This window comes from Miniimonas sp. S16 (genome assembly GCF_057748195.1).
In genome coordinates this window covers 2,653,414-2,666,494 of the sequence record NZ_CM173242.1, presented here as the reverse complement: position 1 = coordinate 2,666,494, position 13,081 = coordinate 2,653,414, and the positions used below count along the sequence as shown (strand labels likewise).

General features: G+C 75.1%; 13 protein-coding genes. 1 reads left to right on the top strand and 12 read right to left on the bottom strand.

All coding sequences use genetic code 11. From position 1 onward, the window contains the following. Window positions 1-40 precede the first annotated feature (40 nt). A complete protein-coding gene (gene phoU / locus AC3AQ1_RS11620; protein WP_108719099.1) occupies window positions 41-712 on the top strand; it encodes a phosphate signaling complex protein PhoU in 672 nt (223 codons plus the stop codon). Window positions 713-880: 168 nt separating this feature from the next. Here phoU and AC3AQ1_RS11615 read toward each other — a convergent pair whose 3' ends face one another. The 12 genes from AC3AQ1_RS11615 to AC3AQ1_RS11560 form a co-directional block, all read right to left on the bottom strand. Further along, window positions 881-1,618 carry a phosphoglyceromutase gene (locus AC3AQ1_RS11615; RefSeq protein ID WP_108719098.1) on the bottom strand — a complete coding sequence of 246 codons (738 nt, stop codon included), beginning with the start codon at window positions 1,616-1,618 and terminating at the stop codon, window positions 881-883. Between the two features lie 137 nt (window positions 1,619-1,755). Next, the gene (locus AC3AQ1_RS11610; protein ID WP_108719097.1) at window positions 1,756-2,100 is read right to left on the bottom strand and encodes a histone-like nucleoid-structuring protein Lsr2; all 345 of its coding nucleotides are present in this window, start codon (window positions 2,098-2,100) and stop codon (window positions 1,756-1,758) included. Window positions 2,101-2,293: 193 nt separating this feature from the next. Further along, complete coding sequence (locus AC3AQ1_RS11605) at window positions 2,294-2,452, bottom strand: hypothetical protein (RefSeq protein WP_180359629.1); 159 nt, start codon at window positions 2,450-2,452, stop codon at window positions 2,294-2,296. 9 nt (window positions 2,453-2,461) lie between these two features. Further along, window positions 2,462-3,949 carry a lysine--tRNA ligase gene (lysS, locus tag AC3AQ1_RS11600; protein ID WP_199916608.1) on the bottom strand — a complete coding sequence of 496 codons (1,488 nt, stop codon included), beginning with the start codon at window positions 3,947-3,949 and terminating at the stop codon, window positions 2,462-2,464. A 138-nt stretch (window positions 3,950-4,087) separates the two neighbouring features. After that, window positions 4,088-6,046, bottom strand: a complete 1,959-nt coding sequence (gene panC, locus AC3AQ1_RS11595; RefSeq protein ID WP_159096533.1) for a pantoate--beta-alanine ligase — start codon at window positions 6,044-6,046, stop codon at window positions 4,088-4,090. Then, window positions 6,043-6,531: a sensor histidine kinase gene (locus AC3AQ1_RS11590; RefSeq protein WP_234417490.1), complete on the bottom strand. Its 489-nt coding sequence runs from the start codon at window positions 6,529-6,531 to the stop codon at window positions 6,043-6,045. Before AC3AQ1_RS11590 ends, panC begins: the two co-directional genes overlap by 4 nt. After that, window positions 6,482-7,777 carry a histidine kinase dimerization/phospho-acceptor domain-containing protein gene (locus AC3AQ1_RS11585; RefSeq protein ID WP_234417489.1) on the bottom strand — a complete coding sequence of 432 codons (1,296 nt, stop codon included), beginning with the start codon at window positions 7,775-7,777 and terminating at the stop codon, window positions 6,482-6,484. Before AC3AQ1_RS11585 ends, AC3AQ1_RS11590 begins: the two co-directional genes overlap by 50 nt. Next, a complete protein-coding gene (locus AC3AQ1_RS11580) occupies window positions 7,774-8,517 on the bottom strand; it encodes a response regulator transcription factor (RefSeq protein WP_199916606.1) in 744 nt (247 codons plus the stop codon). The genes AC3AQ1_RS11585 and AC3AQ1_RS11580 overlap by 4 nt, the downstream gene beginning before the upstream one ends. A 101-nt stretch (window positions 8,518-8,618) precedes the next feature. After that, window positions 8,619-10,328, bottom strand: coding sequence for a PH domain-containing protein (locus AC3AQ1_RS11575; protein ID WP_108719095.1), 1,710 nt, complete (start codon window positions 10,326-10,328; stop codon window positions 8,619-8,621). Next, on the bottom strand, window positions 10,325-10,903 hold the full coding sequence (locus AC3AQ1_RS11570; protein WP_108719094.1) for a PH domain-containing protein: 579 nt from the start codon (window positions 10,901-10,903) through the stop codon (window positions 10,325-10,327). Before AC3AQ1_RS11570 ends, AC3AQ1_RS11575 begins: the two co-directional genes overlap by 4 nt. A gap of 41 nt (window positions 10,904-10,944) precedes the next feature. Then, complete coding sequence (locus tag AC3AQ1_RS11565) at window positions 10,945-11,412, bottom strand: DUF3180 family protein (RefSeq protein ID WP_159096532.1); 468 nt, start codon at window positions 11,410-11,412, stop codon at window positions 10,945-10,947. Between the two features lie 19 nt (window positions 11,413-11,431). After that, window positions 11,432-13,075 (bottom strand): hypothetical protein, encoded by a 1,644-nt coding sequence (locus AC3AQ1_RS11560; RefSeq protein WP_108719092.1) that lies wholly within the window; start codon window positions 13,073-13,075, stop codon window positions 11,432-11,434. Between the last annotated feature and the right edge of the window lie 6 nt (window positions 13,076-13,081).

Below are 13,081 nucleotides of genomic sequence, written 5' to 3'. Positions count from 1 at the left end.
GCCCGCCCGGCGGGCACCACGACCCAGATGGGGGAAAACGTTGCGAGAGATCTTCCAGCAGGAGCTGGAGCAGGTCGCGGACGACCTCGCCGCCATGGCATCGCTGGTTCGCACCGCGATGCAGGACGCGACGACCGCGCTGTTCACCCAGGACCTGGAGCTCGCCGAGACCGTCATCGAGCGCGACCGGCGGATCGACGCGCTCCAGGACGGCGTCGACCAGCAGTGTGTGACGCTGCTGGCCCGTCAGCAGCCGGTGGCCACCGACCTGCGGGTCGTCGTGAGCGCGATGCGGATGTCGAGCACGATCGAGCGGATGGGCGACCTCGCCCGGCACATCGCCTCGATCGCGCGCGGTCGGTTCCCGGACCCGGCCCTGCCCCCGCTCGCCGAGCCGCTCTTCCGCTCGATCGCGGACGCGGCCAACGCCGTCGCGAGCGACGTGGTGGACCTTCTGGAGTCGCGCGACGTCGAGCTGGCGCACCGCGTGATGGCGGACGACGACGAGCTCGACCGGCTGCACCAGGAGACGTTCCGCATCATCCTGTCGCCGTCGGCGGACGCCACCGCCTTCACGCCGCAGCAGATCGTCGACATCACGCTGCTGGGCCGGTACTTCGAGCGTTTCGGCGACCACGGCACCTCGGTGGCGCGCCGGATCCTGTTCCTCGTCACGGGCGAGACCGTGTCCTCGACCGCCGGGGTGCGCTGAACAACCCGCCCCGCACGCCCGCGGCCCCCGACCTGACCCGGTCGGGGGCCGCGTGCCGTCCGGGCCGGGCTTTGCGGGCGCGTAGGGCGGGACGAGCGCACCCCCCGACCTCGTGAGGTTGGGGGGTGCGGGGTGCTGCGGGCTTCTCGCGTCGCGGAGCGGCCGGTCTCAGCGCCCCTGGTTGGCGACCGCGGCGATCGCGTCCTTGGCCGCCTCGGGGTCGAGGTAGGTCCCGCCGGCCGTCACGGGCTTGAGGTTCTCGTCGAGCTCGTACACGAGCGGGATGCCGGTGGGCACGTTGAGGCCGGCGATGGTCGCGTCGTCGATGCCGTCGAGGTGCTTGATGATGGCGCGCAGCGAGTTGCCGTGCGCGGCCACGAGGACGGTCTTGCCCTCCTTGAGGTCCGGGACCACGGCGCTCTCCCAGTAGGGCAGCGCGCGCACGAGCACCTGCGCGAGGGCCTCGGCGCGCGGGATCGGCTCACCGGAGTAGCGCGGGTCGCCGTCCTGGGAGAACTCCGAGCCCAGCTCGATGTCCGGCGGCGGGACGTCGTAGGAGCGGCGCCAGAGCATGAACTGCTCCTCGCCGTACGTCTCGAGCGTCTGCTTCTTGTCCTTGCCCTGCAGCGCGCCGTAGTGACGCTCGTTGAGGCGCCAGGACCGCTTGACCGGGATCCAGTGCCGGTCCGCGGCGTCGAGCGCGAGGTTCGCCGTCGTGATCGCGCGGCGCAGGAGCGAGGTGTGCACGACGTCGGGCAGCACACCGTTCTCGGTGAGCAGCGTCCCGCCGCGCTTGGCCTCCTCGACGCCCTTCTCGGACAGGGCCACGTCGACCCAGCCGGTGAAGAGGTTCTTGGCGTTCCACTCGCTCTCGCCGTGGCGGAGCAGTACCAGGGTGTAGGTCATGTGCCCATCATGGCGCACCCGCGTGACGTGGTGGGGGCCGTTGGGCCCACGACCGGTGGCCGGGACACGGCGCGACGAAGGGCCCGGACCACGCGGTCCGGGCCCTTCGGGCGTGCGTCAGAGCGCGTGCGAACGCGTCAGTTCGCGGCCTCGTACGCGGCGCGCACCTCAGCCGGGATCCGGCCGCGGTCGCTCACCGTGTGACCGTTCTCGGCGGCCCACGCGCGGATCACCGAGGCGTCGGACGCCTTGCCCGAACCCGACGACGAGCCACGGCCCGAGCGGGCCGGGGTGGTGGTGCGGCGACCCCCGCTGCGCCTCGCGGCGCCGACCCAGCCGGCGAACTCCTCCCGCAGCTTGGCGGCGTTCTCCGCCGAAAGGTCGATCTCGTAGGTGACGCCGTCGAGCCCGAAGGTGACCGTCTCGGCCGCCTCCTTGCCGTCGAGGTCGTCGATGAGCAGCACGCTGACTCGCTGTGCCATGGAATTCCTCCTGGGTGTCGCCGTTGCTCGTGAAACATCAGAGCAGTGAGGCAAGAGTGAATGAGAGCGCGGGACATGTCAACAAAGAAGTGCCGCAGCCGGTTGTTCCGATGGCGACCGACCGCGTTCGATGACTTGCTCAACTCTCGTGAGGAATGTCTCACGAGACGGTGAGTTCGCCGTCGCGGGATCTTCAGGAAGAGGGCGGCCCCATTCGTTCGCGCCGCTGCGCCTCCTCGGCCAGACGCTTAGCGCGCTCGCGGCGATCCGCGAGAACGATCGCTCGCACCACCACCAGAAAGAGCGCCAGAACGCCGATCGAGGGCACGAGCGCGCCGAGGTTCTCCCACATCCTTCGACCCTACGCCTGCGGCCGGACGAGCGGGAACAGGATCGTCTCGCGGATGCCGAGACCCGTGAGCGCCATGAGCAGGCGGTCGATCCCCATCCCCATGCCCCCCATCGGCGGCAGCGCGTGCTCGACGGCGCGCAGGAAGTCCTCGTCCACCCGCATCGCCTCGGGGTCGCCCGCGGCCGCGAGCAGCGCCTGCGCCTCGAACCGCTCCCGCTGCACGACCGGGTCGACGAGCTCGGAGTAGCCCGTGCCCAGCTCGAACCCGCGCACGTACAGGTCCCACTTCTCCACGACGCCAGGGGTGGATCGGTGTGCGCGGACCAGTGGCGAGGTGTCGACCGGGTAGTCGTGGACAAATGTCGGGGCCACGAGATGGTCCCCCACGAGGTGCTCGAAGATCTCCTCGACCACCTTTCCGGGTGTGAGCGCACGCACACCGTCGAGATCGATATCGAGTCGCTGGGCGACGGCGAGCAGCGTCGCCATCGGGGTCTGGGCGGTGATCTCCTCACCCAGCGCGTCCGAGACCGATCCGTAGAGGGAGAGCCACGGCCACTCCCCGCCGATGTCGTAGGGAGAACCGTCGGCCAGGGTGAGTTCGGTGGTGTCGAACACCGACAGCGCGGCCTCCTGGATCAGCTCGCGCGTGAGGGTGGCAATCCCGCGATAGTCGGTCCACGCCTGATAAGCCTCGAGCGAGGAGAACTCGGGGCTGTGCGAGGAGTCGACACCCTCGTTGCGGAACTGCCGACCGATCTCGAACACGCGCTCGACGCCGCCGACCACGGCCTGCTTGAGATAGAGCTCGGTGGCGATCCGCAGCGAGAGGTCGGCGTCGAACGCGTTCATGTGCGTGCGGAACGGCCGCGCGCTGGCACCGCCCGGCTGGGACTGCAGGATGGGCGTCTCGACCTCGACGTACCCGCGGCGGTGGAAGGACTCCCGCAGCGAGCGCACGACGCCGGCACGCACCCGCACCATCCGGCGCGCCTCGGGCCGGGCGATGAGGTCGAGGTAGCGCCGCCGCACGCGCGTCTCCTCGCTCGTCTCCTTGTGCAGCGTGGGGAGCGGACGCAGTGCCTTCGCCGCGAGCTGCCACGAGTCGGCCATGATCGACAGCTCACCACGCCGCGACCGCACGACCCGGCCGTGCGCGAACAGGAAGTCGCCCAGGTCGACGTCGGCCTTGAAGTCCGCGAGGCGTTCCGCGCCCACCTCGGCGAGGGAGAGCATCACCTGGAGGGTCAGCCCGTCGCCGTCGGCGATCGAGACGAAGCACAGCTTGCCGGTGTTGCGCAGGTGCATGACGCGGCCCGCGACGCCCACCACGTCGTCGGTCTCGGCGCCGGTCTCCAGGTCCGCGTGCGTCGCGCGCACCTGCGTGATCGTCGTGGTGACGGGGACGGCGACCGGGTAGGGCTCACGGCCCGCCTCGAGGAGGCGCTCGCGCTTCTCCTTGCGGACCCGGACCTGCTCCGGGTCCGCCTCGAGCACCTCGGCGTCGAGCGCGTCCTGGTCGAGCGCGTCCTGGTCGACGGCGCTGGCCGCTGCGGTCTCGGGGGCGGCACCGGTGACGTCGGCGGTCACGTCACGCGCGGGGGTGGGGTCGATCGGTTCTGGCACCCGGCGAGTTTACCGGCGGGCGGCGAACGGCACCGCGCCGGTGTCGATGAGGCGCACGCCCTCGACGACGGCCGCGACGACGTAGCGCGGCTCGGCCGCGCCGGGTCCGGCGTTCGTGCCGACCTCGCCTGGCCCGCCGGTCGCGCTCGGCTCGCCGGTCTCGTCCGCGTCGCCGACTTCCCCGGGCTCCACCGGCTCGAACGTCACCGGCTCGAACGTCACCGCGTCGACGATCTCGGCGTAGTCCACCTCGACGCCCTCGACGTCGAGCTCGGCCCGCGCGGCCGCCAGCGCATCGGTCGGGCTCGCGCCCGCGGCGGCGAGCCGCGTCACCGCGGCCACCGAGCGCGACAGCGCGAGGGCGCGCTCGCGCCCGTCCGCGCTCAGCCGGGCGTTACGGCTGGACAGCGCGAGCCCGTCCGCCTCGCGCACGGTCGGCACCGACAGCACCCACAGCGGCACGTCCAGGTCGGCCACCATGAGGCGCACGAGCGCGAGCTGCTGCGCGTCCTTCTCCCCGAACACCGCGACGTCGGGCTGAACGAGGTGGAACAGCTTGCTCACCACGGTGAGGACTCCGGAGTAGTGGCCGGGTCGCGAGGCACCCTCGAGCCGGTCCGCGATCGGCCCGGGGTCGAGCGTGATGCTCGTACGGCCGCGCGGGTACATCTCCTGCACGGAGGGCGCGAACACGACGTCCGGCGCGTCGGCACCGAGCGCGGCCAGGGCTGCGACGTCGGCCTCGAGCGTGCGGGGGTAGACGGCGAGGTCGCCCGCGTCGCCGAACTGCGTCGGGTTGACGAACACCGACACCACGACATGCCGTGCGGCCTGCCGCGCCGCACGCACCAGCGCGAGGTGGCCGGCGTGCAGCGCGCCCATCGTCGGCACGATGGCGACCTCGCCGACCATCCCGCGGCGCGCGGCGCGCAGCTCGGCGACGGTGTGCACGACGGCGGGCCTCGCCCCGGTCGTCGCGGCCGGGACGGTCTCGGGCCGGGCCGCGAGGGCGCGCCGCAGGTCCGTCGCCGCGGCGTCGTCGATCCGCCGCGCGCGCTGCGCCAGCGCCGTGGTCGCCAGCGCCATCGCGCGGTAGGTGCCGCCGATCTCGCCCGCGCCGGCTCGGCCGTCCGCTGGGTCGACAGCAGCACCGAGCCCCGGCTCCACGTCGACGAGCCCGCCGGCGTCGAGCGCGTCGAGCGCCCGCAGGTGCGCCGCCACGGTCCCGACGTCGCCACGGCTCACCGGGCCGGTGAGCGCGGCCGGGCCGCGGGTCAGCGCACCCTCGAGCGCGGCACGGGTGACCGGGCCGAGCAGGCGGCCGGCCCCCTCGGTCGGCGACGTCCCGGGCTCCTCGCCCGAGGCGTCGGCGAGCACGGTCTGCGCCTGCGACACGAGCGTCACGAGGTGGTTCGCCGCGTGGCACAGGGCCGCGTGGTAGGCGGGCCGGGCGGCGTCGGCGAGGAGCACGGGCTCGCCACCGAGCTCGACGACGAGCGCCTGCCCGATCGGCTGCACGGGTGCGGGCGCGGTCACCGCGAAGGGCGTGCCCTCGAGCCGCGCGAGGTCGAGCGAGGTCCCGGTGAACGTCATCGCGGGGTGCACCGCGAGCGGGATGGCGCCTGCGGCGACGGCCGGCGCGAGCACGTCCGTGCCGTGGCTGCCCGAGGGGTGCAGCACGATCTGGCCGGGGCGCAAGCCGCCCTGCGCCGCGACCCAGCCGACGACGTCGGCGATCGCGTCGTCGGGCACGCCCACGATCACGAGATCCGCCGCGCGCGCGACGTCGACCATGTCGAGCACCGGCACCGCCGGCAGCAGCGTCTCGATCCGGCTCAGCGTCTCCGGCGAGCCGCCGCTCACGCCCACCACCTCGTGCCCGACGGCGCGCAGCGCGCTGCCCAGCACCGCGCCGACCCGGCCCGCCCCGATGATCCCGACGGCGAGCCGTCCCGGCTTTGCACTCACCGGTCCATCCTGCCCGACGCCGCTCCCCCTTCGGTCGGCAGCAGCACGGTGAAGGAGGTGCGGCCGGGGACGGAGTCGACGGCGATCCGGCCCCCGTGCGCGGAGACGATCGCCTCGGCGATCGCGAGCCCGAGCCCGGTCGAGGCGAGCTCGCCCTGACCGCGTCCGCGCGCGGTGTCGCCCCGGGAGAACCGGTCGAACAGCGTGGGCAGCAGCGCCGGGTCGATGCCCGGCCCGTCGTCGGTCACGGTGAGGACGACGACGTCGCCGAGCTCGCCGTCGTGCCCCGCGCGGACCGAGGTGGTGACCGTGGTGCCCGCCGGGGTGTGCACGCGGGCGTTGCCGAGCAGGTTGACGAGGACCTGACGCAGCCGGGGCTCGTCGCCCGGCACGGGCGGCACGCCGTCCTCGGGCACGTCGAGCCGCCAGCGGTGGTCACGGCCGGCGGCGTGCGCGTCCGAGGTCACGTCCACCGCGATCGCCACGAGGTCGACGTCGGCGTGCGTGAGCTCGCGGCCGGCGTCCAGGCGCGAGCAGCAGGAGGTCCTCGACGAGGGCCTGCATGCGCTTGCCCTCGGCCGCGACGCGTCCGACGGCGTGCTCCGTCTCGGGGCTCAGCTCGCCGGTCGAGACGCCGCGGCGCAGGACGAGCTCGGAGTAGCCGCGGATCGAGGCGAGCGGGGTGCGCAGCTCGTGGCTCGCGTCCGCGACGAAGGCGCGCACCGTCGTCTCGCTCTCGTGGCGCGCAGCGAGCGAGGACTCCACGTGCCCGAGCATGCGGTTGACCGCGGCGCCCACCTTGCCCACCTCGGTGCGCTCGTCGGTGTCGCGCGCCGGGACGCGCTCCGCGATCGCGACGTCGCCGCGGTCCAGGGGCAGCTCGGAGACGCGCGCGGCGGTCTGCGCGACGCGATCCAGGGGTCGCAGCGCGCGGCGCACGAGCACGGTCGCCGCAGCGGCGGCGAGCACGACGGCGAGCGCGCCCACCAGCAGCTCGACGACGAGGTAGCGCTGGAGCGTCTCGGCGCTGTCCGCCCACGGCAGGGCCGTGACGAATCGGGTGCCGTCGCTGCGCTCGGTGGCCATCGCGCGGTAGGTGCCCAGCCCGTCGAGCGTCACCCACTCCGGTGCGGTCCCGACGTCCTCCAGGTCCGCGACCTGCGCGTCGTCGAGCTGGACGACCTCGGCGTCCTCGTCGATGTAGGCCCCGGAGGCGACGCCGTCGGACACCTCCACGACGATCGTGCCGGCGGCCTGACCGAGAACGCCGAGGCCGAGCGGGGGCGTGTCGCCGCCGGCGCCGCTGCCCTGGCCGGAGCCGGCGCCAGTGCCGGAGCCGGAGCCGGAGCCGGCGCCGTCGGAGCCGTCGGTCGGGGGTGGGGTGGGCGCGGGGCCGTCGCCGCCCCACGAGCCGTCGCGGTCCGGCGCCATCCGGCCGCGCTCGGCCGATGCCTCGAGCGAGCGGTCCACGCCGCCCACGAGCTGCGCGCGCAGCGACAGCGAGGACACGGCGCCGAGCAGGACGGCGATCGCGAGCGCCACGCCACCGACGACGAGGATGAGCTGGGTGCGCAGGCGCAGCGGGCGGCGCGCGGCGTCCCCCCGGGACTCGGCGCGTCTCGACCGCCCGCCGACGTCGGCAGCCGAGCCGGCGGCTGCGGAGACGCTCCCGGAGCGCTCGGGCGTGCTCGGCTCGGGCGTGCTCGGCTCGGGCGTGCTCGGCCCGGTCACGACGCGGGCTTGAGCACGTACCCCGCGCCCCGCAGCGTGTGGATCATGGGCTCACGGCCCGCATCGATCTTGCGCCGCAGGTAGGAGATGTAGAGCTCGACGATGTTCGCCTGACCGCCGAAGTCGTACTGCCAGACGCGGTCGAGGATCTGCGCCTTGGACAGCACGCGGCGCGGGTTGCGCATGAGGTAGCGCAGGAGCTCGAACTCGGTGGCGGTCAGCTGGATCTCGTCGCCGCCGCGGCGCACCTCGTGGGAGTCCTCGTCGAGCGTGAGGTCGCCGACCTCGAGCACCGCGTCCGGCCGCTGGGCGAGCGCGCCCGAGCGCCGCATGAGGGCGCGGAGCCGGGCCACGACCTCCTCGAGGCTGAACGGCTTGGTCACGTAGTCGTCGCCGCCCGCCGTGAGGCCGTGCACGCGGTCGGCGAGGGAGTCGCGCGCGGTGAGGAACAGGACCGGGACGCGGTTGGTCGCGCGGATGCGGCGGAGCACCTCGAGGCCGTCGATGCCGGGCATCATGACGTCGAGGACGACCACGTCCGGGTCGAGCTCCTTGACGACCTTGAGCGCCTGGTGGCCGTCGGCCGCCGTCTCGACGCGCCAGCCCTCGTACCGCAGCACGGTCGCCAGGAGCTCGCGCAGGTTCTCCTCGTCGTCGACGACGAGGACGCGCAGGGGGGACCCGTCCGTGCGGGTCAGGACCTCGGGGGTGGCCGCAGCCGGGTTCGTCATGACGCTCATCATCCGCGCGCGCGATGTGTCGACGCTACGGCGTGGCTGTGACTTGTCTGTGAGTCCTCGATCAGCGCACCGAGCGCCCGCGGTGCGCCGGGCGGACTGCGTCAGGGCTCCGCGTGGCGCATCCACTGCTCGGGACCCGCCACGCGCCGCGCGGCACGTGCGCGCTCGGCCTGGTCCGCCATCAGCGCGGCCGCGACGGCGGCGTCCACGTGCGGCAGCGTCGGGGAGATCCCGCCCGACGTGTGGGCCGAGAACGTCACGACCCGCAGCCGACGGTCGATGGGGCCCTGGCTGACCCCGAGCGACTGCGTGCGCTCGTGCGGCACGAACGTCAGCTCGCGCCAGATCCGGCCCCGCCGCAGGGCCAGCGCGGCGCCGAGCACGCGGAAGGCGTTGCGCCGCCAGGCCAACGGGTCCACCCACCGGGCGCGACGTGGAGCGGGCACCCACCCCTCGGCGTCGCCCGAGCCGACGAGGCCCGCCACGACGGCGTCGTACTCCTCCGCGTGCAGGTCGGGCAGGACGAGGCGGAGCATGACCGCCACCTCCTCGCGGGTGCCCACCGGGAGCAGCGCGTCGGTGAGGGCGTCGCCGTCGGAGCCGATCCCCACGTTCGCCAGCGTCACGCGCAGCCGCCACCACCCGGCCAGGCGCCAGAGCGGACCCTGGTGGACCGCGACGGCCTGGACCCGCCCGGGCGGGATGGTCTTCGCCTTCGTCTCGAGCAGGCCGGCGCGCACCCGCAGACCGTCCGGGGACACCGCGACGCGCGTGTTGAACTCGCCGGAGAACCGGCCCCACACGAAGCCGACGACGCCGAGCAGCGCGAAGATGCTGCCGAACAGGGCCTCCCACGACCCGGTGAACACGCCGAACCCGACGACGCCCACGATCCACAGCAGGAGCACCACCGTCGCGCCGTGCAGGAGGAGCGACCCGACGAGCCGACCCGGCGCGAGCTGGAACACCTGGTGCTCGGGCGCCTCGGGCGCGAGCCGCCGGGCGAGCGCGGCCGGCAGTGGACGCGGCGTCGTGGCATCGGGGCTCGCCGAGGCGTCGGGGCGGCCGACGGGGCCGACTGCGCCGTCGCGCGCCGCACCGGGCGCACCGGGCGCACCGGGCGCGGTCACGACGCCGTCCTCGGCGTCCGGGCCGCCCACGCTCGCCGCGGCGTCGGCGCTCTCGCTCGCTCGCACGACGTCGGCGACCGAGTCCTGCCCGGCGTCGATGGCGGCGAGGTCGAGGTCGTCGACGTCGACCCCGGCCGCCCGCGCGAGGACCTCGTTGCGCACCGCCTGCGCCTCGTCCTGGGTGAGGTAGGCCAGCGAGAGCACGGCGTCCGCGCCGCCGGCGCTCTCGACCTTGACCGCGGCGAAGCCGAAGATGCGCCCGAGGATCGGCTGCCCCACCTCGACCGCCTGGATGCGGGTGAGCCGCGCGACGCGCTCGCGTCGGAACAGCACGCCGCTGCGCAGGACCACGGCCTCCGACGTGATCGCGTACTCCATCCGCCGCCACGCGAGGTAGCTGTAGCCGAGCGAGACGACGATCGCTAGCAGGATCACGCCGGCCACGAGGCCGATCACGGCGAGCACGGGCAGCGGGATCCGGGCGAGGTCGTCGAAGGACTGGAAGAGCGCGATCGCGACGAGTGCCGCGGCCATCTTCCAGGCGGTGAGCAGCGGGGTCACGCGGTGCACCCGCCGCCACTGCGTGGTCGGGCCGACGCCGTCGCTGCTTGCGGCGCCCGCGCTGGCAGCACCGCCCGCGCCGCTCGCGACGCCTGCCCCGGCCGGATCGCCCTGGCTCACAGGCCCGCCAGCGAGGACTCGCCGAGCTGGGTGAGCCGGTCCTTCAGGCGCGCCGCCTCGGCGGCCTCGAGGCCGGGGACGGTCGCGTCGGTACTCGCCGACGCGGTGTGCAGCTGCACCTCCGCTATCCCGAGCGCGCGGGTCAGCGGCCCGGAGGAGACGTCGGTGAACTGCATGCGCCCGTACGGCACGACGACGAGCGACCGGAACAGCACCCCCTTGCGCACGAGCAGGTCGTCCGCGCGCTCCGCGTAGCCGTACGCGCGCACCTGGCGCGGCACGAGCCACGCGATCCAGGCCATGAACGCCGCAACGGCGAGCGGCGCCGCCCACACCCAGCCGCCGAACACGATCGCGAGCACGAGGCCCGCGACGAAGGGAAGCGCAAGCCAGGCAGCGGCGGTGACGAGGCGCGCCCGGACGAGGCGAGGCGAGACGCTGCGCCAGGTCACGCCGTCGGGCGCGAACGGGTCGGTGCCGGACGTCGACTCACCGCCGACGGCGTGGCCCGGCTCCGGGAGCGGGGCGGGGCCGGGCTGTGCGAACGAGGCAGGGCCGGACGCGGGGTCGGTCATACGCCCATCGTGCCAGGGCGGCCCGTCCCGAGGGCCGAGAGTCAGGCCGGGTCGGCGGGCGGACCGCCGCGCCGGCCGGAGCCGCGGGGGTCGTCCGGGTCGTCCGGCACGCGGCACCAGTGCTGCACGAGCAGGCCGGCCGCCACGCACAGGAGCGCCGCCACCAGCGTCGCCGACCCGACGAGCAGGTCGCGCCGTGCCGCCGGGGCGTCCGCGACGGCGGCCACCGCGGCGATCTGCGCGGCGCCCGCGCCCACCATGGCGGCGCCGACGAGCGCAGCGGTCACGGCCAGCGCGGCGACCCGCGCCGCCGCGATCGCGTCCATCGTGCCGCGGCCACGCACGAGCTGGCGCACGCGCCAGCCGAGCGCGAGCACCACCACGGCGCCCACCAGGAGCAGGATCGGGACGACGAGGGGCGCCGGCACGCTGGTTCCGCGGCTCGAGGCCCACTGCAGCACCAGGAACACCACCGTGAACCCGATGAGCGCCGCGACGATCAGGCCCACCGGTCGAGCGCGGACCACGTCAGGTCAGCCAGTCGAGCGCGAGCCAGCGCACGGCGTCGCGGTCGGGCGCGGTCTCGGCCAGCACGACGACGCTGCCGCCGCCGAGCCCCTCGAGCACGGCACGCGGGTCGAGCTGCGCCCAGGGCACGAGCACGGCCGCGGACGACGCGGCGCCGGGCAGCGGCAGCTCGACCCCGTCGACCTCACCGATCAGGCCCTCGACGGCGAGCACCTCGGCCGTGACGCCGACCGCCGCCGCGCCCTCGGCCGCGTCCCGCAGCGCGTCGGGCGGGAGCGTCGTCGTGATGGCGACGACGGCGGTGTGCAGGTCCGCGCCCGACGTGGCGGTGCGGGCGAGGGGTGAGACGTCACGCACGTCGATCCCGGCCGCGGCTCGCAGGCCGTCGACGCTGCGTGCGAGGTCGCCGCGGGCGTCGTGGGTCGATGCCGAGAGCACGAGCAGTGCAGGCAGCGGCGCCTCCGCGCTGGGGCGGCGCACGGGCGGGCGGGCGGGCACGGCGGACGACGACGGCGTGGGCTGCGGCGCGACGACGGCCTCTCCGGCTGCGGCGACGGGAGCGGGTGCGGGGGGCACGGCGGGCGGGCCCCACTGTCCGGGTGCGGCGTCGGGCTCGGCGACGGCGTCGGAATCGGCCTCGGCGTCTGGCCCGGGCTCGACCTCGGCGTCGGGCTGCGACTGGCTGTCGTACGGCGCCTCGTCCGCGGGTTCGCCGGCGGGCTCCGGCTCGCCGTCGAAGAGCTCCTCGTCCGAGCGCTCGCCGGCGTCGGGCCGGTGGTCGGGTACCGCCTGGCCGTCGAACGGCGCCTCGCCGTCGAAGGGCTCGTCGTCGAACGGCGCCTCGCCGTCGAAGGGCTTGCCCGCGCGCGCACCGCCGGCCGGGCTGCCGGGCTGTGCCTCGCCGTCGAACGGCGCGTCACTCTCGGCCGGCGCGGCCTCGTCGTCGGCGACGCCGAGGCTGTGCCGTGGCTCGCCGTCGGGCGCCTCGTCCGCCACCGACTCGCCGGGGCTGTCGAACGGGTTGTCGCTGGGTCGACCGTCGCGGCCGGCCGCGGCTGCTGCGCCGGCGGCGGCCGCCGCCGCGGCGGCGAAGCCCGCAAGACCGGGCGGCACCGCGAGCCCGGGAACCGGGGGCGCTGCGGACTCGACCGCGGCGGGCAGCGCCGCCGGCGCCACGACGGGCGCGACCACGGGGCCGGCCGCAGGGTGCGCGACAGGCGGGACGGCGGCCGCCGCACCGGGGGCCGCCTGCGCAGCGGCGCGGTCCGCCGGACCGCCGGAGGCGTCCGCCCCCGCCGGCGCCGCGGCGCCGGCGGGCGCGGAGCTGGCTGCACCGCGCCGCAGCGTCACCTCGACGCCGGTCACCGGGACGCCGAGGGCGACCTCGGGCTGGTGCACGGTGACGCTCACCCAGGTGGCGCCGGCGTCGAGCACCGCCGAGGCGACGGCCTGCGCGCGTGCCGTGAGGCTCGCCGCGGGCCAGCCCAACGACTCCGCGGCGGCCTGGGCGAGGCCGGGAAGGTCGGGCTCGCCGTCGGCGCCGAGCTCGAGGTCGACCAGGAAGGGCTCGAACTGCTCGGAGCCGTCGACCGAGGCGACGGCGCCGCGACCAGCGAGCCCGAGGATCCGGTAGGTGTCGGTCACGGCGTC